The organism is Pantoea sp. FN0305 (assembly GCF_050113845.1).
Lineage (GTDB): Bacteria > Pseudomonadota > Gammaproteobacteria > Enterobacterales > Enterobacteriaceae > Mixta > Mixta alhagi.
In genome coordinates, this window is sequence record NZ_JBNJSN010000006.1 from 262,761 (window position 1) to 285,863 (window position 23,103).

The window sequence follows — 23,103 nt, forward strand, 5'->3', positions numbered from 1 at the left end:
TATGGATTTTAATAAGGTTGCGCAGCAGCTTTTACCGCTATTGGGCGGCAGGGAAAATATTGCATCGGCCGCGCACTGCGCTACGCGTCTGCGTCTGGTACTGGTGGATGACGCTAAGGCAGATAAAGATGCTATCGATAAACTGGATGGCGTAAAGGGCTGTTTTCGTAATGCTGGACAAATGCAGATTATTTTCGGCACCGGCGTGGTGAATAAGGTTTATGCCGCCTTTATTCAGGCGGCAGGCATCAGCGAAGCCAGCAAAGGCGAAACGGCGCAGGCAGCAACGCAAAAACTGAATCCGGCGCAGCGCGTCGCCCGACTGCTGTCGAACATTTTTGTGCCGATTATCCCGGCGATTGTCGCATCGGGCGTGCTGATGGGCCTGCTCGGCATGATGAAGACCTACGGCTGGGTCAATCCTGACAGCGCACTGTTTGTCATGCTGGATATGTTCAGTTCGGCGGCCTTTATCATTCTACCGATCCTGATTGGCTTTACCGCCGCACGCGAATTTGGCGGCAACCCTTATCTTGGCGCAACGCTGGGCGGGATTCTTACCCATCCGGCGCTGACCAACGCCTGGGGCGTGGCGGGCGGTTTTAAAACCATGGATTTTTTCGGTCTGGATGTGGCAATGATCGGCTATCAGGGCACGGTATTCCCGGTGCTGCTGGCCGTCTGGTTTATGAGCCTGCTGGAGAAGCGTCTGCGTCGGGTTATTCCGGACGCGCTGGATATTATTCTGACGCCGTTCCTGACGGTAATCATTTCCGGTTTTGTCGCCATGCTGATCATTGGTCCGGCGGGACGGGCGCTGGGCGATGGCATATCTCTGGTGCTGAGTACGCTGATCGCTCATGCGGGCTGGCTGGCAGGGTTGCTGTTCGGCGGTCTCTATTCCGTGATTGTGGTCACCGGTATTCATCACAGCTTCCATGCCATTGAAGCGGGCCTGTTGGGCAATCCCTCAATCGGCGTTAACTTCCTTTTGCCGATCTGGTCGATGGCCAATGTGGCACAGGCGGGCGCCTGTCTGGCAGTCTGGTTTAAAACCCGCGATGTTAAGGTGCGCAGTATTGTGCTGCCTTCCGCTTTTTCCGGCATGCTTGGCATTACTGAAGCGGCCATTTTCGGCGTGAATCTGCGTTATATGAAACCCTTTATTGCCGGTATCGTTGGCGGTGCGGCGGCAGGAGCCTGGGTGGTAATTAGTCACGTTAATATGACGGCGGTTGGGCTGACGGCGCTGCCGGGCATGGCCATTGTGCAGGCCAGCTCGCTGGTGAACTACATTATCGGTATGGCGATCGCCTTTGGCATCGGCTTCCTGCTCTCCCTGATGCTGAAATATAAAGTTGAGGCCAGCGCATGAAAGAGGCAGCACTTCTGAAACAAACCGTAAAGGCGCTGATGCAGGGACAGCTCCGCGCCGCTCAGGATCCTCATCGCCCGGCCTGGCATCTGGCGCCATCGGTGGGCCTGCTGAATGACCCAAACGGCTTTATTCAGTTTGATGGCGATTTTCATCTTTTTTATCAATGGAATCCGCTGGCCTGCGCACACGGCGCAAAATTTTGGGGCCACTGGCGTTCCGCCGATTTGGTCCACTGGCAACATGAGCCGATCGCGCTGGTGCCGTCAGAAGAGTATGAAAGCCACGGCTGTTACTCGGGTTCTGCGGTAGATAATGATGGCGTGCTGACGCTGATCTATACCGGCAACGTCAAGTTTGCGGAAGGCCGCACCGCCTGGCAGTGCCTGGCCACGCTGGAAGAAGACGGCAGTTGTCGTAAGCTGGGCCCGGTTCTGGCTCTGCCTGAGGGTTACAGCGGCCATGTGCGTGACCCGAAAGTGTGGCGGCATGACGACGGGCAGTGGTACATGGTACTGGGCGCGCAAAACCTGGCAGGCGAAGGCAAAGTGCTGCTGCTGCGCAGTGAAGATCTGCATAGCTGGCAACTGCTGGGCGAAATCGCCGGCAGCCAGCTTAATGGGCTGGGCGATTTTGGCTATATGTGGGAGTGCCCGGATCTCTTCCGTCTGGGCGAGCGCGATATCCTGATTACCTGCCCGCAGGGACTGGCACCTCAGCAGAAACGCTGGCTCAATACCTTTCAGAGCGGCTATTTTATTGGTGAACTGGATTATCAGCACGCCCGTTTCCCGCATGGCGACTTCCATGAACTCGACCTTGGCTTTGAGTTTTATGCTCCGCAAACCACCGCCAGCAGCGACGGAAGAAGGCTGCTGTTTGGCTGGATGGGTATTCCCGATGGCGATGAGTTTTATCAGCCCACCATCGCTTACGGCTGGATCCATCAAATGACCTGCCCACGCGAGCTGACGCTGGAACAGGGCAGCCTGCGGCAACGCCCGGCGCGTGAGCTGCAGCAGCTGCGCCATTCACCGCTGACATTACAGGGCGCAGCGCAACAGCTGGAGCCGCTTGATATCAGCAGCGCCGAATTGCTGATGCAGCCAGAGGGCGCGCTAATGCTGCATTTCGCTGATGCGCTCCGCTTGAGCTGGAATGGAGAAGAACTACAACTGTCGCGGCGCAACCCGCGTAGCGGCGTTGAAGAGCATCGTTACTGGCACGGCAGCCTTGCCCGTCTGCATATTTTTTGCGACCGTTCCAGCATTGAGATTTTTATCAACGATGGTGAGGCGGTGATGTCCAGCCGCTATTTTCCCACGGTGACGCCGCAGTTGCGGCTGGAAGGCGAGACGAATGTCAGGCTGCATTACTGGCGACTGGAAGCGGGCGTGATAGTATAACCGCCATCAAATCACCCTGATGTAGCCGACAGTGAATAAACCAAAACGCGTCACGATTAAAGATATCGCCCAGCTGGCGGGCGTCTCCAAGTCTACCGCCAGCCTGGTTCTCAGCGGAAGAGGCAAGGAACTGCGCGTGTCGGAAGCGACGCGCGAGCGGGTAATGGATATTGCTCGCCAGGCACATTATCAGCCCAGCATTCATGCCCGCGCATTAAACTCTTCCCGCAGCCATACCGTGGGTCTGGTAGTGCCGGAAATGACCAATCAGGGCTTTGCCACCTTTTCCCATGCGCTGGAAACCCTGTGCCGCGATGCCGGACTACAGCTGCTGATCGCCTGTACGGATGAGAACGCCAGTCAGGAAACGCTGGCGGTGAATAACCTGATCCAGCGCCAGGTCGATGGGTTAATCGTGGCATCCAGCATGCTGAACGATGCGGAATACCAGAAGATTAATCAGCAGATCCCGGTGGTGCTGTTCGATCGTCATCTGGGCGAATCTTCGCTGCCGCTGGTGATCACCGAGGCGGTGGAGCCCACTGCCAGCCTGGTTGAAAGCGTTGCCCGGGAAGGCTTTGACGAATTCTATTTCTTCGGTGGCCAGCCGCGCATTTCACCAACCCGCGATCGGCTGGAAGGTTTCCGTCAGGGGCTGGCGCGGGCTGGCATGGCGTTAAAGCCGGAGTGGGTTATTCACGGTCATTACCATGCCAGCTCCGGTTATGAGATGTTTGCCGAGCTTTATATGCGTCTGGGCCGCGTACCGCAGGCGCTGTTCTGTGCCGCCTGCGGTCTGCAAGAGGGCGTGCTGCGCTATCTTAGCCAACATGGCCTGCTGGATCAGCCGATCCGCCTGTGCAGCTTTGACGATCACTATCTGTATGATGCGTTGTCGGTGAAAATCGATACGGTGGTACAGGATGAGCGAATGCTGGCGTGGAACTGCTTCGAAATCGTCACAGCCTTAATGGAAGGCGAAACGCCGGAAAATCTGCAGCGTTACTTGCCGGCACGGCTGAAATGGCGCAGCGCCTGATCGCGCGTCGCCAGGCATTATCTGTAATTGAGGCTTTTTTACCGTTAGGGTCATCGCACTGTCATATCGCGCAAGTAACACTCCAGAGCTGCGATATTACTTCTTTAGCGAGGCCCGTCATGAGCGAGAATCAAACCTGGCACGCCGCGTCATCGCCTGCGTCGGCGCGTCCCGATCTGAGCAGTAAACACAGTAAAAAAACCGCACTGGCCGTGATCGTGCTGATCGTCGCCGGACTCGTTTTTGCCGGGGTGAACCTGTTTGCCGATGTGGAAGAGTCCGGGCAAGTCGTTACCAGCTACTTTCCTTTTGTGCTGTTAGGCCTGGCGCTGGTGATTGCGCTGGCGTTCGAGTTTGTTAACGGCTTTCATGATACCGCCAATGCGGTAGCCACGGTGATTTATACCCATTCACTGCCGCCCGGTGCGGCGATCCTCTGGTCCGGCTTATGTAACTTCAGCGGCGTGCTGCTTTCCAGCGGCGCGGTGGCCTTCGGCATTATTTCATTGCTACCCATGGAGTTAATGCTACAGGCCAGCAGCGGTAATGGCTTCGCCATGATCTATGCCCTGCTCTTTTCTGCGATAACCTGGAATCTCGGCACCTGGTATCTGGGTTTGCCCTCCTCTTCTTCCCATACGCTGATTGGCTCAATTATTGGCGTCGGGGTGGCGAACGCTATCAATAACGGGCGTAGCGGCATGGAAGGCGTTAACTGGGATCAGGCGCTTAATGTTGCTTACGCGCTGCTGTTTTCGCCGCTTGTTGGCTTTGCCAGCGCTGCGCTGCTGTTGCTGGTGATGAAAAAATGGCTGCGCAATCGCCAGCTCTATAGCGCGCCAGAAGGACCACAGCCGCCGCCGGGCTGGATCCGTGCGTTGTTGATCCTCACCTGCACCGGCGTCTCTTTTGCCCATGGATCTAACGACGGACAAAAAGGCATGGGACTGATTATGTTGATTCTGGTGGGCGCAATGCCGATTGCCTATGCTCTTAACCGCTCTGTCCCGCCCGATCAGATCCCGCGCGTGGCGGCACTGGCGCAGATTACCAGTCAGCAGCTGACAGCAGAGCATACGCTGCCGCCGCAGTATGTGCCGCGTGACGTGCTGATGGAGTTTATGCGCAGCGGCGAAAACAATCCGCAGGTTGCGCCAGCGCTGGGCGCGCTGCTGGATAAAACTGGCCGACAGATCAAGCAGTATGGTTCGATGGAGAATATTCCGGCACAGCTGGTGGCCAATACCCGTAATGATATGTATCTGGCAGCGGAAAGCATTAAGCAGCTAAAGGCGGCAAAAGCGCCGTTCCCGGCAGAGATGCAGAACAACCTTAACGCGATGAAAAGCGAGCTGGATAATGCAACCCGCTTTATTCCACTTTGGGTAAAAATCGTGGTGGCGCTGGCGCTTGGCCTGGGCACCATGGTGGGCTGGCGACGCATTGTGATTACCGTCGGCGAGCGGATCGGCAAAACGCATTTAAGCTATGCACAGGGCGCCAGCGCAGAGCTGGTCACGGTCGCCACCATTGGTGCCGCTGACGCCTTTGGTCTGCCGGTCTCTACCACGCATGTTCTGTCGTCCGGCGTGGCAGGCACCATGGCGGCTAACCGCTCCGGTCTGCAAATGGCGACGTTACGCAATCTGCTGATCGCCTGGGTGCTGACGCTGCCGGTCTCGATTATGATTTCCGCCCTGTTGTTTATGCTGTTTATACGCCTTTAGCGTACGGTCCCGGCAGGTCAATGGATCGTCAGTCCGGTTCCTTGCCTTCAGATAACGATAAATTATCTATACTTTGCTTTTAGTTAACAGGAGGCACCGATGGCGGACTTACAACTGATTGATACGCTGGAACTGGGCGATGAAGATGCTGCGGCCTATAAATATGAAATTTATGGCGCTGATGAATCGACGCCGGAATATGCGCTTATCTTTATCCGTCAGAGCGATAGCGATGACTGGCAACAGGATGGCAAACTTGAGTTTGCCGTAGCGGAAGAGAAGCAAGAAGCTACAAGCGGCACGATGGGTTATGGGTCTGGCGACAGCATGCCGGACCTGCGTGATTTACGCCAGGAGGCAAAAGAGCGCTGTGAACAACACTATCAAGAAAATCGTTAACCGCTGACAGAGCAAAACAGGGCGACCAGAGGTCGCCCTGCTGCATTACAGAATAGCCGCAACGGACTTCGCCAGCTGCGCTTCCAGTACCGGTTTCGCCTCTTCAAACTTAAGGTTGACCTTGTTGGCATTGGAAACCACGCGGGTTTGGTATTTCATGCGATTGCCATCAGCTTTGCTGGACTGCAGCTTAACGCCAGAGGTTCCCTGACGCAGCGCGGCAATATTATCGGTGGTGACATTCTCTTTACTGCGCTCGGAAATCTGCAGATCGGTAACCATGGTGTAGTTAATATCCTCCACCAGCGCATCCGCTGCCATACCGGCCAGGCCCAGCGCCAGACCCGCACCCAACACCGCACCGCCTGAATTACTGTTATAAGCAGTAATACCGCTGCCCAGCGCCGCGCCTGCAACCGCGCCTTCATAGCCGCTGCCTAACAGGCCCTGAGCTTCACGCAGATCCATCTTGTCGGCTTTCAGGACGTTAGCCTGAATCCAGTAATAAGCATTATCCGGAGAATTCACTACGTTATAACCTTTAGCACGCAGGTCCTGCGCCAGCAGCTCGGGAAGATCGCTCATATCCTTGTCAGAGGTGTTCTTGACCTGGATATAAACGGTTTTCTCAGAGGAAGGCTCCAGCCAGATGGTCTGACTCATCTGCGTTTTTACTTCAAGGTTACGCTTTTTAATTGCCGTGCTCATTGCGCTACAGCCGGAAAGCAGAACGGCTGAAAGAGCCAGGGCAACTACCGCGTGTTTTTTATATTCCATTTTCCTGTCCTTAATGGAAAGAGCAAAATGCTCCGAATTTGAGTAAAGTTGTTATTTGCTACCAATAAAATGCAAACAAATAATCGCTATGGTGAAACCACAGTTTGATAATGCGTGAAATAAAAAGCGAAACAGAAATCGCGAAATATTATTTGCTCAAGGTGACTATTTCGTTATATTTCTATTCACACACATAGATTTTAAATAGTGAATTCAGCATTTCAGCTAATAAGGCTTCGCGCCGCCAGAAAGCAGCACCATGCCTTTCGAAATTTCGGCGTAATCTAACATAAAAATAAAGCTGTGGCAGCTAAGCTTGCGCTCACTTCTGCTGTTTTTTTATCTGCAAAATAATGATTAACCTGCTTTTATCGGCAGCAGTCGCCAAAGCTTTATATCCAGCTTTCACATTATAATTTCTTCAAACGCATTATTATTTTGCAAGCTGATGGGCCATATGCCGGGCGTGTTTATTGACGCTGGTTTGTGAGCCTGAGCAGGCAGAGAGAATGAGCGAGAAAAGTTAATTTAGTAAAACCGGCGCTATATTAGCGCGCCGCCATCGAAATATCGGCTTTTTTGACGCCACCCTATGCAAGGCAAGCGATGCATCTTCTGATTCCATGAGATAAGCGAAAGCTGGATAAAAGGATAAAAAACCAACAGCCGTTTACCCTAACCCAGTTTTTTAAAGTAAGGAACAGGTGAAATTAAACCGCACTGGATATGTAGCGGTATAAATAAAGAGTGATTTTAGATAGGTTTTATTAATTGCCTGCTAAATTAGCTCAAAAAAAACCCTGCCGTAGCAGGGCTTTCAAACACCGAATTTTCACAGAAACAAGCCGATCAGAACGGAATGTCGTCGTCGAAATCCATCGGCGGTTCATTGTTAGCCGGTGCGCTCTGCTGCTGCGGACGAGCAGGTGCCTGACCGCCGCCGCTGAACTGGCTGCCGCCCTGCGGCTGCTGAGGCTGGCCCCAACCATTATTGTTGTTGCTGTTGCCGCCGCCCATAGCGCCGCCTGCCGGCGCGCCTGCACCGCCGCCCTGACGGCCGCCCAGCATCTGCATGGTGCCACCAACGTTAACCACCACTTCCGTGGTATAACGTTCCTGGCCGCCCTGGTCCTGCCATTTACGCGTTTGCAGAGAACCTTCGATATAAACCTGAGAACCTTTACGCAGGTATTCGCCCGCCACTTCCGCCAGTTTGCCGAACAGCACGACACGGTGCCATTCCGTTTTCTCTTTGGTCTCTCCGGTCTGCTTGTCACGCCAGCTTTCGGAGGTAGCCAGCGTAATATTCGCTACGGCTCCACCATTAGGCATATAACGCACTTCCGGATCCTGACCCAGATTCCCGACAAGAATCACTTTGTTAACGCCTCTGCTGGCCATGTTCGCGTCTCCCGATGAGTATTCATTAAGTCTAAACGGTAAATTCTATCACGCCAGGCTGCCCGATCATACTTCCGAGCAAGCTTCCAATAATGAAGATCTTTTTGCAGGGTTGCAACTGACTACTGGATATACATTCAGTTATTTTTTGTGCCATAATGACCTGTTTAGTCCTGCCGTATCGTTACGGGCATGGTGAGTCTGCGCTAATCCGGGAAATGTGAATGGATAAGATTGAAGTCCGGGGTGCTCGCACCCACAACCTGAAAAACATCAACCTGATCATCCCTCGCGACAAACTGATCGTTGTCACCGGCCTGTCAGGTTCCGGTAAATCCTCACTGGCGTTCGATACGCTCTATGCTGAGGGTCAACGCCGCTATGTGGAATCGCTTTCCGCTTACGCACGTCAGTTTCTTTCGCTGATGGAAAAACCGGATGTCGATCATATCGAAGGGCTGTCGCCAGCGATTTCGATCGAGCAGAAATCAACCTCCCATAACCCGCGATCCACCGTGGGCACCATCACCGAAATTCATGACTACCTGCGCCTGCTGTTTGCACGCGTTGGCGAGCCGCGCTGTCCCGATCATGACGTTACGCTGGCGGCGCAAACCGTTAGCCAGATGGTCGATAACGTGCTGGCGCAGCCGGAAGGCACGCGCCTGATGCTGCTGGCGCCGGTGGTGAAAGATCGTAAAGGCGAGCACACTAAAACGCTGGAGAATCTGGCGACGCAGGGTTATATCCGCGCCCGTATCGACGGCGAAGTGTGCGATCTCTCCGATCCGCCAAAGCTGGAACTGCAAAAGAAACATACCATTGAAGTGGTTATCGATCGCTTTAAGGTACGTGAAGATCTGGCGACGCGGCTGGCGGAATCGTTTGAGACCGCGCTGGAGCTTTCCGGCGGTACGGCAATCGTGGCCGATATGGATGATCCCGATGCAGAAGAGCTGCTGTTCTCTGCCAACTTCGCCTGTCCGGTTTGCGGCTACAGCATGAGCGAGCTGGAGCCACGCCTGTTCTCATTTAACAATCCGGCGGGCGCATGCCCTACCTGCGACGGCCTCGGCGTACAGCAATATTTCGATCCGGATCGCGTGGTGCAAAATGCGGAGCTGTCGCTGGCTGGCGGTGCGATCCGCGGCTGGGATCGCCGTAATTTTTACTATTTCCAGATGCTCCGGTCACTGGCGGAACACCTGAATTTCGATGTCGAAGCGCCGTTCAATACCCTGAACGAGAAAGCGCAGCAGGTGATCCTGTATGGCTCAGGCAAAGAAAGCATCGAATTTAAATATATTAACGATCGTGGCGATACTTCGGTGCGCCGTCATCCGTTTGAAGGCGTGCTGCACAATATGGAGCGTCGCTATAAAGAGACGGAGTCGAGCGCGGTACGTGAAGATTTGGCGAAATTTATCAGTAACCGCGCCTGCGCCACCTGTGAAGGCACGCGTCTGCGTCGCGAAGCGCGCCACGTTTATGTAGAAAACACCACGCTGCCGACCATTTCTGATATGAGCATCGGCCATGCGATGGATTTCTTCCGCAACCTGAAGTTAAGCGGTCAGCGGGCAAAAATTGCTGAAAAAGTGCTGAAAGAGATTGGCGATCGCCTGAGCTTCCTGGTTAACGTCGGCCTGAACTATCTTTCTATGTCGCGCTCGGCGGAGACCCTCTCCGGCGGCGAGGCGCAGCGTATTCGTCTGGCCAGTCAGATCGGTGCAGGGCTGGTTGGCGTGATGTATGTGCTGGATGAGCCTTCTATCGGTCTGCATCAGCGTGATAACGAACGCCTGCTGGACACGCTGATTCATCTGCGCGACCTTGGCAATACGGTGATTGTGGTCGAGCACGATGAGGATGCCATCCGCGCCGCTGACCATATCATCGATATCGGTCCAGGCGCAGGCGTGCATGGTGGTCAGATAGTGGCGGAAGGCACCGCCGAAGAGATTATGCAGGTAGAAGCCTCGCTGACCGGTCAGTATCTGAGCGGCAAGCGAAAGATTGCCGTGCCGGAGCAGCGCGTACCGGCCGATCCCACTAAAGTGCTGAAGCTGAGCGGCGCGCGTGGCAATAACCTGAAAGATGTGACGTTAACGTTGCCGGTCGGGCTGTTTACCTGCATCACTGGCGTGTCCGGCTCCGGTAAATCCACGCTGATCAACGATACGCTGTTTCCTATCGCTCAGCGTCAGCTGAACGGAGCGACCATTGCCGAGCCTGCGCCCTATCGTGAAGTTACCGGCATGGAGAACTTCGATAAGGTTATCGATATCGATCAAAGTCCAATTGGTCGTACGCCGCGCTCTAACCCGGCCACCTACACCGGCATTTTTACGCCGATTCGTGAGCTGTTTGCTGGCGTGCCGGAGTCGCGTTCACGCGGATATAATCCAGGCCGCTTCAGCTTCAACGTGCGTGGTGGACGCTGCGAAGCCTGTCAGGGCGACGGCGTGCTGCGCGTAGAGATGCACTTCCTGCCCGATATTTATGTGCCGTGCGATCAGTGTAAAGGCAAGCGCTATAACCGCGAGACGCTGGAGATTAAATACAAAGGCAAAAACATTCACGAAGTGCTGGATATGACCATCGAAGAGGCACGTGAATTTTTTGATGCCGTGCCTGCGCTGGCGCGTAAGCTGCAAACGCTGATGGATGTGGGCCTCTCCTATATTCGTCTGGGTCAGTCTGCGACAACGCTGTCAGGCGGCGAGGCGCAACGCGTGAAGCTGGCGCGCGAGCTGTCGAAACGCGGCACCGGCCAGACGCTCTATATTCTTGATGAGCCGACTACCGGCCTGCACTTTGCTGATATTCAGCTGTTGCTGACGGTGCTGCATCAGTTGCGCGATCAGGGCAATACCATCGTGGTGATTGAACATAACCTTGACGTGGTGAAAACCGCCGACTGGATTGTGGATCTTGGCCCGGAAGGCGGCAGCGGAGGCGGGCAGATTCTGGTAGCCGGTACGCCGGAAACCGTCGCCAAATGTGAAGAATCACATACCGCCCGCTTCCTGAAGCCGCTGTTGGAACAGCGCTAAACGGCTGTTCTCCGCCCCTGATGCGCTCTGCCTCAGGGGCTTTTCACCCGCCTTGCCTCTTTCCTGGGCATTCATGCAGAATCAGGCAAGATTTAGACACTTTCAGGTCTGGCTGCTCTTCTCCACGCTGTTATCCTTATTAGCTCTTATCGCACGTGCTGCGAAACGCCCGGTTTAACCGGAGCGCAATGCTTTTCCTTAGCTTTACAACGGCTTCAATAACAGGAGACACCATGAATATTACGCACGCTTATGCTGCCCAGGATGCGAAATCCAGACTCGCGCCTTTTGACTATAAGCCGCGTGAACTGCGCGCGCATGATGTACAAATTGAAGTGTTATTTTGCGGCGTTTGCCATTCAGACCTGCATCAGGCGCGCGATGAATGGCATAACACCATTTTCCCCGTCGTGCCGGGTCATGAAATTGTCGGCCGCGTTACCGCAACAGGCGCTCATACGCAAAAATATCGCGTAGGCGATCTGGTTGGCGTGGGCTGCATGGTTGACTCCTGCCGTACCTGTCCCAGCTGCCAGGAAGGTCTGGAACAGTATTGCGAAAACGGTATGGTGCCTACCTACAACGGCCAGGACCGCGAAACGCAGGAAGTCACCTACGGCGGTTACTCCACCAGCCTCGTTGTGCATGAAGATTTCGTGCTGCGCGTACCGGAAAACCTCGATCCGGCAGGCGTAGCGCCGCTGCTGTGCGCTGGCATTACCACCTGGTCCCCGCTGCGCCACTGGAACGTGGGTCCGGGCAAAAAAGTCGGTATCGTTGGCCTGGGCGGTCTGGGTCATATGGGTGTGAAGCTGGCACATGCCCTGGGCGCGCATGTGGTGCTGTTTACCACTTCACCGTCTAAAATCGAAGACGGCAAGCGTCTGGGCGCTGATGAGGTAGTGATTTCTAAAGATCCCCAGCAGATGGCGCAGCACGCTAACAGCTTCGACTTTATTCTGAATACCGTTGCGGCGCAGCACGACCTTAATCCGTTTATCAACCTGCTGAAGCGCGATGGTAATATGACGCTGGTTGGCGCACCGGAAAACGATCATCCGGCACCACATGTGTTTGATCTGATTTTAAAACGTCGCAGCGTGGCGGGTTCGCTGATTGGCGGCATCGCTGAAACGCAGGAGATGCTCGATTTCTGCGGCAAGCACAATATCACCTCCGATATTGAGCTGATCGCCATGAACCAGATTAACGAAGCCTATGAGCGTATGCTGAAAAGCGATGTGAAATACCGCTTTGTTATCGATATTGATACGCTGCGTCAGGAATCTGCCGCCTAAAAATCTTGTCGCTGCGGCCAGTCCGCAGCGACAGTTTAATGATTGCCCGCCGCTTTCGTCGCCAGCGCCTGCTGTAGCGACGCATCCACCAGATAGTAAATCTGCGAATCTTTTAAACCGCCATCCAGATAAAGCGTGCTCCAGTGAGATTTGTTCAAATGCGCACTGGGAAAAACGTCGGCATGCTGCTGCCGCAGCAGATCGGCCAGCGCCGGAGAGGTTTTTAGCGAGACGGCCGGCCGCCCTTCTGGCTCATGCACCATGGCAAATAACACGCCGTCCGCCAGGATTTGCGTTGCCTTCCAGTCGCTGTGGACACGCTGTTCCGCGCCCGCTTTACTCATACAATATGACAGCAGATCTGACGTATTCATTTTTACTCTCCTTGCAGCGTGGCGATAATGCGGCGTGAACCGCCCTGTATGCGATGTTCCCCCAGCCAGATGCCCTGCCACGTACCTAACACCAGGCGCCCACGGTTAACCGGCAGCAATAGCGAAACGCCAAGCAGCGATGATTTAATGTGCGCAGGCATATCATCCACGCCCTCATAATCATGCTGGTAAGGCGCATTTTCCGGCACCTGCCGCATAAAATGCTGCTCCATATCGCTGCGTACTGTGGGGTCGCAATTCTCATTTAACGTTAGTGAGGCGGAAGTGTGCTGTAGCAGCAGATGCAATAGCCCAGTATTGATTTCACGCATTACCGGCAATTGCCCGAGAATTTCATCGGTAATCAGGTGAAAGCCGCGCGCTTTCGCGCTTAGCGACAGGGTCTGTTGGTGCCACATTACGCCATACTCCTTTTTAAAAGACTCCGTTAAGTGTGCAGCATGTGGCGCAAAGGTAAACCTGCAAAAGATAAAAATTATTAACGGCCTGGACGTTGCGGTTCGCTTTGGCCGCTTCGTTATTGCATGCGTTTAAGAGGAAGATGCTGCACTGAAGAGGCTACATTTCCCGGTGGCCGGGCAAACGGGGAGTCTGGCAATGGAATAATGGTTAAAGGCGGCTGGCACCGCCTTTAACGACTGCGCTTACATCACTGCCGCGAAAGCTTCTGCGACCTGATGAACATTGTTACGATTCAGGCCCGCTACGCACATGCGTCCGCTGTGGATCAGGTAAATGCCAAATTCTTCACGCAGACGATTGACCTGCTGAGCGCTCAGTCCGGTATAGCTGAACATGCCGCGCTGCTTCAGCAGATAATCGAAGTTTTTGCCGGGCAGCGCGGCGCTCAGTGCCGTTACCAGCGCCTGGCGCATATCCAGAATACGCAGACGCATCGCTTCTACTTCCGCCAGCCAGTGGGTCTTCAGCGCTTCGTCATTCAACACACAGGCCACGACCTGAGCGCCAAAGTTTGGTGGTGAAGAGTAGTTGCGGCGCACCGTGGCCTTCAGCTGTCCCTGAACCCGCGTCGCCTCTTCCGTATCCGCACAGACCACCGACAGGCCGCCGACGCGTTCACCGTATAGCGAGAAGATTTTTGAGAAGGAGTTGCTGACCAGCGCCGAAATCCCCGCAGCGGCGATGGCGCGAATAGCATAGGCATCCTCTTCCATACCGGCCCCGAAGCCCTGATAGGCAATATCCAGGAAAGGGATCAGCTGCTGCGCCTGTAGCACTTCAACAACGCGATCCCACTGCCCATTAGTCAGATCGGCACCGGTCGGGTTATGGCAGCAGGGATGCAGCAGCACCACGCTCTGAGCGGGAAGCGACTTCAGCGTGGCAAGAAAATCATCAAACTTAACGCCGTGGGTTTGTGCGTCATACCAGGGATAGGTATGCACATCAAAACCAGCACCCGCGAAGATCGCCACATGGTTTTCCCATGTCGGATCGCTGACCCAAACCTGCGACTGCGGGAAATAGCGCTTCAGAAAATCCGCACCCACTTTCAGCGCGCCGGAACCGCCCACGGTTTGAATCGTTGCAATGCGTTTTTCCTGTAGCGCCGCGTGCTGCGCGCCAAACAGCAACGGTGCAATCGCCTGGCGATAGCTGGCCAGCCCATCCATCGGCAGGTAGAGTGATGCCTGTTGCGGCTGAGCATTCAGACGCGCTTCCGCTTCGGCTACCGCCTGCAGTTGCGGAACAATGCCCTGCTCGTTGTAAAAGAGGCCAATACTCAGGTTAACCTTATGCGGGCGCAGATCCTGCCTGAAGGTCTCCATTAACGTAAGAATCGGATCGCCAGCGTAGGCATCAACTTTTTGAAACACGGTAAATCTCCCTAGTGATAGTCTCTTTTATCAGCTCAAACTTCATAACGCCCGGGCCGATGGTTCATCGCGATAATCAAATTCAGCATCAGCGCGCCAGCGATTGACGCCGCCAGCATTGGCAGCGAAACCACAAACAATGAGGCCAAAACCACGCAGCTGTCTACCGCCATTTGCAGCTTGCCGGCACGAATGCCAAACCGATCCTGCAACCACAGGGCAAGAATATTGATGCCGCCCAGGCTGGCCTTATGACGAAACAACACAATAAACCCAACGCCCATAATAATGTTACCGAACACTGTCGCATAAAACGGGTTAAGCGCGTCAAAATGAATGAAAAGTGGATGCAGCCGGGTAAAGAGTGAAACCAGCGCGACGGCGCAGAAAGTTTTGGTGGTAAATGCCCACCCCATTCGCTTTACCGCCAGCCAGTAGAACGGCAGGTTAATAACAAAAAACAGCGTGCCAAAGGAAAAAGAGGTCAGATAGCTGATCAGGAAAGCGATGCCTGCCGTGCTGCCGGTCAGTGCGCCAGCCTGCTTTAACATGACCACACCGAACGATACCATCAGCGTGCCAAACAGCAGCGCCAGCGCATCTTCCAGCAGCGTGTGCGGAACGCGGGCGGGTTGAACGATATTATCCATAGGGCTGTTTACCGAAGAAAAAGATAACGGCCAGCAAGAATCGCACCATAACGGCAGGCTTTAGCGGCATAAATTGATGCTTTGCCAGTAACCGCCTGATTAAATAAATAATTAACCGCACGTTACCTGCTCTGTTTAGCCTGATGACGCTTAAGCTGCGCACCCTGAGCGCTATTTATGCACAAACTGTGCGCTTAACTCCGCTGAATGCACTCTAACTGTGCGTCAGGCACTTTTTTGGTGCAGCAGCGCGGGCGCCGCGATGGTCAGACCGTTCTCTTTCAGCCGGTTTAGCACCACAGAGGTTTTAACGTGCGATACGCTGCGATGCCCCGCCACCAGCACGCTGATTAATGCGCTTAGCTCAGCCAGGCTGTTAACGGCTACCTTCAGGAGATAATCCGCATCACCGGTGGTTTTATAAGCGTCCACAATAGCGCTCTGCTCTGCCACCATGTGGTGAAAGCTCTCTACATAATCGGAGGTGTGATTAATCAGGCGCACCTCAATCAGGCCAATCATACCCAGCCCAACGGCGTCAGGTGAGACGCGCGCATGGTAGCCCAGTATAAGATTTCCCTGCTCAAGGGTGATGCGGCGGCGGGAACACTGCGAGGCGGACAGGCCGACCAGGTCGCTCAGTTCCTGATTGGTTAAGCGCCCATTGGCCTGGAGTAAGGTCAGAATTTTCAGATCGTAATCGTCAAGCTGTGCCATCTTGATTTGCCGCTCTTAGCGCTTAAATCGTTACAGATAAACGCAATTAAGCGGCAAATGTCCAACACAATTTTTTGATGACCCAAAGAGATGCACAAAGCGTGCATACTATTCGTCGTCGTATTGCGGCCCGGCATAGTTGTCAAAACGCGACCATTGCCCATTAAAGGTCAGACGTACTGTCCCGATCGGACCGTTACGCTGTTTACCGATAATGATCTCGGCGATCCCTTTCAGATCGCTGTTCTCGTGGTAAACCTCATCACGATAGATAAACATGATCAGGTCGGCATCCTGCTCGATCGAGCCAGATTCACGCAGATCGGAGTTTACCGGACGTTTATCGGCGCGCTGTTCCAGCGAGCGGTTAAGCTGCGACAGCGCCACCACCGGCACGTTCAGCTCCTTTGCCAGCGCCTTTAGCGAGCGGGAAATCTCAGCGATCTCCAGCGTACGGTTGTCAGAAAGCGACGGTACGCGCATCAGCTGCAGGTAGTCGATCATAATCAGGCTTAAGCCGTTATTCTCACGGAATATGCGGCGTGCACGCGAGCGTACTTCCGTTGGCGTCAGGCCAGAGGAGTCATCAATATAGATGTTCTTTTTCTCCAGCAGGATGCCCATGGTGCCGGAAATACGCGCCCAGTCCTCATCATCCAGCTGGCCAGTACGTATGCGTGTCTGGTCAACGCGTGACAGCGACGCCAGCATACGCATCATAATCTGCTCGCTGGGCATCTCCAGGCTGAAGATCAACACCGGTTTTTCATGCAGCATCGCGGCGTTTTCGCACAGGTTCATGGCGAAGGTGGTTTTACCCATTGACGGACGCGCCGCCACGATAATCAGGTCGGAACCCTGCAAACCGGCGGTTTTTTTGTTGAGATCCTGATAACCGGTATCTACGCCGGTTACGCCGTCATGCGGCTTCTGATACAGCGACTCGATGCGCGAAACGGTCGCCTCAAGAATCTGCTCAATGTTTTTCGGGCCTTCATCTTTATTCGCGCGCTGTTCAGCGATTTTAAAGACGTTCGACTCAGCGAAATCCAGCAGATCCTCGCTGCTGCGCCCCTGCGGATCATAACCGGCATCGGCGATCTGGTTCGCTACCGCGATCATTTCGCGCACCACCGCTCGCTCGCGAACGATATCGGCGTAGGCGTTGATGTTTGCCGCGCTGGGGGTATTTTTTGACAGCTCCGCCAGATAGGCGAAGCCGCCGACCATATCCAGCTCGCCGCGCTGCTCCAGTGAATCAGAAAGCGTAATCAGGTCGATGGGCTGGCTGGCTTCCAGCAGCCGCTGCATTTCACTGAATATCAGACGATGAGGGCGACTGTAGAAGTCTTCGGCCACCACGCGCTCTGAGACGTTATCCCAGCGCTCGTTGTCCAGCATCAACCCGCCCAGCACCGACTGCTCCGCTTCCAGCGAATGGGGCGGCAATTTCAGCCCTTCTACCTGGCGATCGCGAACCTCGTTGGATTTGTTGGTGGGTTTATTTCCTGCCATAGTGAATGCAATACCGAATGTGTGAGTGACGCGCAAGTATACCCGTTTTTCGCCAGCTTGACGTCATGTCGTAACTGGAAACCAGCAGGAGGGACAATGGCAAAACGTATTCAAATCGCCCAGTATGGCGGCCCGGAAACGCTGCAATGGATCGACTTCAATCCTTCCGACCCCGCTGACGATGAAGTGCAGGTAGAGAACAAAGCTATCGGCATCAATTATATCGATACCTACGTACGCTCCGGGCTTTATCCTGTGCCTGAGCTGCCTTCCGGTATCGGCACCGAAGCCGCAGGCGTGGTAACAAAAGTTGGCAACCGGGTTACAGCGATCAAGCCCGGCGATCGCGTGGTTTACGCGCAGTCTGCGCTGGGCGCCTACAGTGAAATCCATAATGTGCATCAGGATAAGATTGCGCTGCTGCCTGATGCCCTCTCTTTTGAACAGGCGGCGGCCTCGTTTCTGAAGGGGCTTACCGTACACTATCTGCTACGGCAAACGTATGAAGTGCAGGCAGATGAGATCTTTCTGTTTCACGCAGCGGCTGGCGGCGTAGGACTGATCGCCTGTCAGTGGGCAAAGGCGCTGGGTGCGCATTTGATTGGGACGGTTGGCTCAGAGGAAAAAGCGCGGCTGGCTAAAGATCGCGGGGCCTGGGCCACAATCAACTATCGTGAAGAAGATATCGCACAGCGCGTCAGCGAGCTGACCGACGGTAAAAAGGTACGCGTGGTTTACGATTCGGTAGGCAAGGCAACCTGGGAAGCCTCGCTTAACTGCCTGCAGCGACGTGGCCTGATGGTGAGTTTCGGTAACGCCTCCGGTCCGGTGACCGGCGTTAACCTGGCGATTCTGAACCAGAAAGGCTCGCTTTACCTGACGCGCCCTTCACTTAACGGTTATATCACCACGCGGGACGAGCTGCAGCGCGCCAGTAACGATCTGTTTTCGATGCTTGCCAGCGGCGCGATTAAAGTAGAAGTTCCGGATAGCCAGCGCTTCCCCTTGCGCGAGGCGCAGCGTGCGCATACGCAGCTGGAAAATCGCGCAACGCAGGGTTCCAGCCTGCTGATCCCCTGAGCCGCCGGATGTACAAACAATAAGGGCTTCCCGAAGGAAGCCCTTTTGCTTTTTTTAATTCGCACTGTTGTAGGGTACAGCGACGATAATGTGTTTCGACTCAACGAGAAATAGTCTCGCAGAATTCATAAGTAAAAAATATGTTTAATTGCGAAAAATAACGAAGCAAAATGTCACTCTGTGATCTACGCCTCATATTGGCCGCTTTCAGATAGCTAACTTATTGATAATTAGCAAACTAAAGGTCTGGTTTTTGCCGGCGCTCATAAGCGTGGAAATAAAAAAAACCGTACGGCAGCCGCACGGGTTTTAACATAAGCGAAACAAGTCAGACTTCGGTGGTCATCTTATCTGCGACCAGCGACAGCGCTTTTTCAACGACCTCTATCCCTGCTCCGGCCTTATGCGCATTCTCGCTTAAATAACGACGCCACTGTCGTGCGCCGGGAATTCCCTGAAACAGACCCAGCATATGGCGCGTAACATGACCCAGATACGTTCCCTGCGCCAGTTCGCGCTCAATATAAGGATACATAGCGCGGACCACGGCAACCGGATCGGCATCCGGCGCAGTGCTGCCAAACAGTACGCGATCGACCTGCGCCAGCAGGCCAGGGTTTTGATAGGCTTCGCGCCCCATCATAACGCCATCCAGATGACGTAAATGCTCCTGCGCTTCCTCCAGCGTTTTCACGCCGCCGTTAATCGCCATTGTCAGCCCGGGGAAGTCACGCTTGAGCTGGTACACGCGCGGGTAATCAAGCGGAGGAATTTCACGGTTCTCTTTCGGGCTAAGGCCGGAGAGCCAGGCTTTGCGCGCATGGATAATAAAAGTATCGCAGCCGCCCTGCTGGGCTACCGTGCCGATAAAATCGCACAGAAATTCATAGCAATCCCGATCGTCAATACCGATGCGGGTTTTAACCGTGACCGGAATAGAAACCACGTCACGCATCGCCTTAATACAATCTGCAACCAGCGCCGCCTCCCCCATCAAACAGGCACCGAAGCGTCCGTTCTGCACGCGATCGGAAGGACAGCCCACGTTCAGGTTGATCTCGTCGTAGCCGCGCGCCTGCGCCAGCTGCGCGCACTGCGCCAGCGCCGCCGGATCGCTGCCGCCCAGCTGCAGGGCAACCGGATGTTCCGCCTCGTTATAGGCCAGATAGTCGCCTTTGCCATGAATAATGGCACCGGTAGTAACCATTTCGGTATAGAGCAGCGTATTACGCGTCAGCTGCCGATGAAAATAACGGCAGTGACGATCGGTCCAGTCGAGCATCGGCGCGATGGAAAAACGCTGGGAGGAGAAAAGAGCGCTGTTTTTAGCGACGCTGTCGGGCAGTGCCGTTGATATCTCTGAGTTTTGAGGCATTTTTTAACTTTTTGATGTTTCCGTTCACCGTTATTCTGCAACGGGAACAAAGGAAAAGGCAGAATAAAAGATGCTCGATTATAACATAGCGTGATGCCTGGCGCGTAGAGCGTGTATTACGGTGTTTGCTGGCGGAGTGGCGGCGATAAACAAGACCGAGGCGTCCAAACAGACGCATCAAAGAATCAAATGGCTTTAAGCTGGTTAATAATAAAAGGGTTACTCTGCAGCAATAGCAGAAGTTTTCTTGAGGCTCCGGTTGGCTGACGCCGTTTGGTTTCCCAGCTTTTTACAAGGTCATAACTAACACCGACGGCCACGGCAAAATCTTGTTGTTTTAGCCCGGTTGCTTCACGTATCGCTTCAACATCAATCTCGCTAAAAGTATGAACATGCTCCGGCTCTGGCGTTTGTTCACCCTTTTCAATTTTTACCATCTCTTCTGCACTTGCCAGCAGATCGGCAAATGATTCATCTTTCATCGGTATCTCATCGCTCCAGTTGACGCCACATCCAGCCCTTTTGCCATGATGGGAGTTACAGAACCTTGTAAAGCCGGGAATCTTGCTTTTCTCACCCTTTAAATGAAAACAGGACCGCAATAAACAATCGCGGTCCTGCTCTGCCTTCCCTGATGCTACCTGTTCAGGTTTATCAGAAAGAGAAGCCCAGCTGTGCCATTGCACCCCAGGTATCGTCTTCCCCCACGGAACCGGCCAGATCGAGGTGAACGCGGTTATTAAACGGCGAAATACCAAAACCTGCACTGACGACATTGACGTCGTTAGACTTCATATCCGCATGGTAGCCGCCGCGCAGTTGCAGCCAGTCAAGAACGCGATATTCCACACCAACTCCGGCGTACTGACTGTCAGCCTGCGATTTAAAACGCTTGGTACGGGTTGCATCCACGTCCAGGCTGGCAGTCAGCTTTTCGTTGTGCCAGGCTGCACCTATGGTGACCAGCGGACGAATCTGGTAGGTATCTTGATAGCCATTAACTTCTTTGGTTTCAATATCACGTGAAATGAGGTTTTGCGCGCTCAGGCCAAAGGTCCAGTTCTTACCTACATCGGTAGAGAGACCGGCATCCAGGTTAAAGCCGGTATCGTTGGTGCGATACTCGCTATTGGTAACTTTATTTTTATCGAAGTTGTAAACCGAGGCGCGATAGTTATACAGGCGAGTCTGTTGCAGTTTTGGCGTAATACCTACCGAAACGGCCTGTTCACCGATTTTAAACTCATGCGCGACCGCAATACCGTAATCCGCGACAATCGCCGCCACGCCGGTAGCGCTGGAGCGCAGTAAATATTGATCGCCTGGCAAAGGAAGGCGTGAACCATTGGCGACAGCGTCAAGGTAGTCGATATCACTTTGCGCCACGTCGGTATGCAGATGCACGGAGCCATAAGCTTTCGCCACAAAGGCAAACGGCAACGTTTCATTAGGCACTGCAACCACAATGGCGGCACCGGCTGAGCCGTCAGCTTTATTTCCGCGCAGGCCGCGCAGCTGATTGGCCAAATCACCAGAGGCGGAGCGCACATTGCCAAGCACGCCAGCAGGATTGGTCAACAGATCTTCAAGGTCAAAATCATCAAAGACATTTTGGTAGCGATCAACGGTATCGGTCACATCATCGATCTTATCGACCATCTTATCTTTATCGCTGATCTGCACCCCAACAGATGGCAGGATAACGCTTACGTTATCTTCCGCGCGGCCTTTGGTCAGCAGCGCCGGGTTAGTTAGCGGTGCAGTGGTGTAGTTGGATGAGGCCACGCCGGTGCCGCCCATCGCATCATTACGGGCATCGAAGTAACTGCCAGCAGCCAGAGAAGAAAAAGAGGTAAAGATTAACGGCATTAATACCGCCGCAGGAGAAAGCTTCAAGGAATGCATGTTTTTCTTTGTCATTATCAGACGCCACCCAAATAAGCTGAAAGTAAGAAGGAAATCACTGGATGAATGATGACCAGTAATTGCCTGTTTTATTAACCTGAACTCAGGCCTTTTTCCCCGGCTTATCAGAGGATTGCTGCTTTTTTAAGCAATCGGTGGCTTAACGTGTCTTTTAGAATTGTTAGCAGTTTAGCTTTTCTGCAGTTATTAAGCCTGACTGAACATTAGCTGGATCTTTTTTCTACTGCAAACTGGAAACGGCGATTTTTTAGATGCAACCAAAAAAGCTAATGCAGTCGGCAGGATTATCAGGCTGTTGTTAGCCTGATGCAGCGGAGGTTTATGATTTTTTTGGCGCTTTTAGATGCTTTTCAAACGCTAAATCAGAAAGGTAGCTATCTGTTTACAGCTAAAGAAAGAATAAAGTGGGCTAAAGCAAGTTTTAAGCGGCGGCCTCATTATACCGACCTAAAAGGATAGCCCTTTATCCAGCTAACCTTTGCCTGGTAAGCAGCCGATAAATGACGTTGTTGTCGATTAGGCAATCATTTTGTCTGTTAACACCCGTGTGATAAAATAACATTTCAATCGCCCGGAGAAAGATTATGAGCGTAACACCTTCACAACAGATTCTGTCGCAGGCTGAAAAAATTTGTCTGCAACGCAACGTGCGCCTGACGCCGCAGCGTCTGGAGGTGTTGCGTCTGATGGCTGAACAAAACACAGCTATCAGCGCCTATGACCTGCTCGATCTGCTACGTGCCTCTGAGCCACAGGCCAAACCGCCTACTATTTATCGTGCGCTCGACTTTTTACTGGAGCAGGGGTTTATTCACCGCGTTGAATCCAATAACAGCTACGTGGTTTGTCATCATTTTGAGGAACCGCGACATACTTCAGCGATGTTGATTTGCGACCGCTGCGGTACCGTCAGCGAACAACATGCGCAGGGAGTGGAAACCGTTCTCCAGTTGCTCTCTCAGCAGAGCGGCTTTTCATTACGTAATAGCGTGATTGAAGCTCACGGGCTGTGCGCTGGCTGTAAAGATGTGGAAAACTGTCAGCATCCGGAAAACTGTACGCACGATCACAGCGTAACCGAGAAAAAACGCGGGCGATAACGCGGTACAAACTGATGGCGGGAAAGTAG

The 23,103-nt window shown here is 53.7% G+C and carries 20 protein-coding genes; 9 read left to right on the forward strand and 11 right to left on the reverse strand.

Annotated elements, in window-relative coordinates; translation table 11 throughout:
* The first annotated feature begins 1 nt into the window (after position 1).
* The 5 genes from ACQE3Y_RS14065 (at position 2) to ACQE3Y_RS14085 (ending at position 5,946) form a co-directional block, all read left to right on the forward strand.
* Entirely contained in the window at positions 2–1,375 is a 1,374-nt protein-coding gene (locus tag ACQE3Y_RS14065) for a sucrose-specific PTS transporter subunit IIBC (protein WP_426973142.1), read from the forward strand.
* Complete coding sequence (locus ACQE3Y_RS14070; protein WP_426981923.1) at positions 1,372–2,781, forward strand: sucrose-6-phosphate hydrolase; 1,410 nt, start codon at positions 1,372–1,374, stop codon at positions 2,779–2,781. Before ACQE3Y_RS14065 ends, ACQE3Y_RS14070 begins: the two co-directional genes overlap by 4 nt.
* Before the next feature lie 31 nt (positions 2,782–2,812).
* The gene (locus ACQE3Y_RS14075; protein WP_426973140.1) at positions 2,813–3,820 is read left to right on the forward strand and encodes a LacI family DNA-binding transcriptional regulator; all 1,008 of its coding nucleotides are present in this window, start codon (positions 2,813–2,815) and stop codon (positions 3,818–3,820) included.
* Between the two features lie 119 nt (positions 3,821–3,939).
* Complete coding sequence (locus ACQE3Y_RS14080) at positions 3,940–5,547, forward strand: inorganic phosphate transporter (protein ID WP_426981924.1); 1,608 nt, start codon at positions 3,940–3,942, stop codon at positions 5,545–5,547.
* A 99-nt stretch (positions 5,548–5,646) separates the two neighbouring features.
* A complete protein-coding gene (locus ACQE3Y_RS14085; protein WP_426973137.1) occupies positions 5,647–5,946 on the forward strand; it encodes a hypothetical protein in 300 nt (99 codons plus the stop codon).
* 45 nt (positions 5,947–5,991) lie between these two features.
* Here ACQE3Y_RS14085 and traT read toward each other — a convergent pair whose 3' ends face one another.
* Both traT and ACQE3Y_RS14095 read right to left on the reverse strand, forming a co-directional pair.
* Positions 5,992–6,723 carry a complement resistance protein TraT gene (gene traT / locus ACQE3Y_RS14090; protein ID WP_426981925.1) on the reverse strand — a complete coding sequence of 244 codons (732 nt, stop codon included), beginning with the start codon at positions 6,721–6,723 and terminating at the stop codon, positions 5,992–5,994.
* 849 nt (positions 6,724–7,572) lie between these two features.
* Complete coding sequence (locus tag ACQE3Y_RS14095) at positions 7,573–8,124, reverse strand: single-stranded DNA-binding protein (RefSeq protein WP_426981926.1); 552 nt, start codon at positions 8,122–8,124, stop codon at positions 7,573–7,575.
* A 224-nt stretch (positions 8,125–8,348) separates the two neighbouring features.
* Here ACQE3Y_RS14095 and uvrA point away from each other — a divergent pair, with 224 nt between their 5' ends.
* Positions 8,349–11,180, forward strand: a complete 2,832-nt coding sequence (gene uvrA / locus ACQE3Y_RS14100; RefSeq protein WP_426973135.1) for an excinuclease ABC subunit UvrA — start codon at positions 8,349–8,351, stop codon at positions 11,178–11,180.
* Positions 11,181–11,413: 233 nt separating this feature from the next.
* Complete coding sequence (locus tag ACQE3Y_RS14105; protein ID WP_426973134.1) at positions 11,414–12,478, forward strand: NAD(P)-dependent alcohol dehydrogenase; 1,065 nt, start codon at positions 11,414–11,416, stop codon at positions 12,476–12,478.
* A gap of 35 nt (positions 12,479–12,513) precedes the next feature.
* Here ACQE3Y_RS14105 and ACQE3Y_RS14110 read toward each other — a convergent pair whose 3' ends face one another.
* The 6 genes from ACQE3Y_RS14110 to dnaB all read right to left on the reverse strand — a co-directional run bounded on the left by ACQE3Y_RS14110 (position 12,514) and on the right by dnaB (position 17,593).
* A complete protein-coding gene (locus ACQE3Y_RS14110; protein ID WP_085069667.1) occupies positions 12,514–12,852 on the reverse strand; it encodes an MmcQ/YjbR family DNA-binding protein in 339 nt (112 codons plus the stop codon).
* Between the two features lie 2 nt (positions 12,853–12,854).
* Positions 12,855–13,271: a secondary thiamine-phosphate synthase enzyme YjbQ gene (locus tag ACQE3Y_RS14115; protein WP_426981927.1), complete on the reverse strand. Its 417-nt coding sequence runs from the start codon at positions 13,269–13,271 to the stop codon at positions 12,855–12,857.
* 246 nt (positions 13,272–13,517) lie between these two features.
* Positions 13,518–14,711 (reverse strand): amino acid aminotransferase, encoded by a 1,194-nt coding sequence (locus ACQE3Y_RS14120; protein ID WP_426981928.1) that lies wholly within the window; start codon positions 14,709–14,711, stop codon positions 13,518–13,520.
* A gap of 35 nt (positions 14,712–14,746) precedes the next feature.
* The gene (locus ACQE3Y_RS14125; protein ID WP_085069661.1) at positions 14,747–15,361 is read right to left on the reverse strand and encodes a YitT family protein; all 615 of its coding nucleotides are present in this window, start codon (positions 15,359–15,361) and stop codon (positions 14,747–14,749) included.
* 225 nt (positions 15,362–15,586) lie between these two features.
* On the reverse strand, positions 15,587–16,078 hold the full coding sequence (locus ACQE3Y_RS14130) for an Lrp/AsnC family transcriptional regulator (RefSeq protein ID WP_426981929.1): 492 nt from the start codon (positions 16,076–16,078) through the stop codon (positions 15,587–15,589).
* A gap of 108 nt (positions 16,079–16,186) precedes the next feature.
* Positions 16,187–17,593 (reverse strand): replicative DNA helicase, encoded by a 1,407-nt coding sequence (gene dnaB, locus ACQE3Y_RS14135; protein ID WP_426981930.1) that lies wholly within the window; start codon positions 17,591–17,593, stop codon positions 16,187–16,189.
* Positions 17,594–17,689: 96 nt separating this feature from the next.
* On the opposite strand from dnaB, the gene ACQE3Y_RS14140 reads away from it, so the two are divergent.
* Complete coding sequence (locus ACQE3Y_RS14140) at positions 17,690–18,673, forward strand: quinone oxidoreductase (protein WP_426981931.1); 984 nt, start codon at positions 17,690–17,692, stop codon at positions 18,671–18,673.
* Positions 18,674–19,001: 328 nt separating this feature from the next.
* Here ACQE3Y_RS14140 and dusA read toward each other — a convergent pair whose 3' ends face one another.
* The 3 genes from dusA to ACQE3Y_RS14155 form a co-directional block, all read right to left on the reverse strand.
* Positions 19,002–20,048, reverse strand: a complete 1,047-nt coding sequence (gene dusA, locus ACQE3Y_RS14145) for a tRNA dihydrouridine(20/20a) synthase DusA (protein WP_426973126.1) — start codon at positions 20,046–20,048, stop codon at positions 19,002–19,004.
* Positions 20,049–20,233: 185 nt separating this feature from the next.
* The gene (gene nadS, locus ACQE3Y_RS14150) at positions 20,234–20,530 is read right to left on the reverse strand and encodes a NadS family protein (protein WP_426973125.1); all 297 of its coding nucleotides are present in this window, start codon (positions 20,528–20,530) and stop codon (positions 20,234–20,236) included.
* A gap of 172 nt (positions 20,531–20,702) precedes the next feature.
* Positions 20,703–21,968, reverse strand: coding sequence for a conjugal transfer protein TraF (locus ACQE3Y_RS14155; RefSeq protein ID WP_426981932.1), 1,266 nt, complete (start codon positions 21,966–21,968; stop codon positions 20,703–20,705).
* Positions 21,969–22,558: 590 nt separating this feature from the next.
* Between ACQE3Y_RS14155 and zur the strand changes: the two genes are divergently transcribed.
* Positions 22,559–23,074, forward strand: coding sequence for a zinc uptake transcriptional repressor Zur (gene zur / locus ACQE3Y_RS14160; RefSeq protein WP_250651060.1), 516 nt, complete (start codon positions 22,559–22,561; stop codon positions 23,072–23,074).
* The last annotated feature ends 29 nt before the right edge of the window (positions 23,075–23,103 follow it).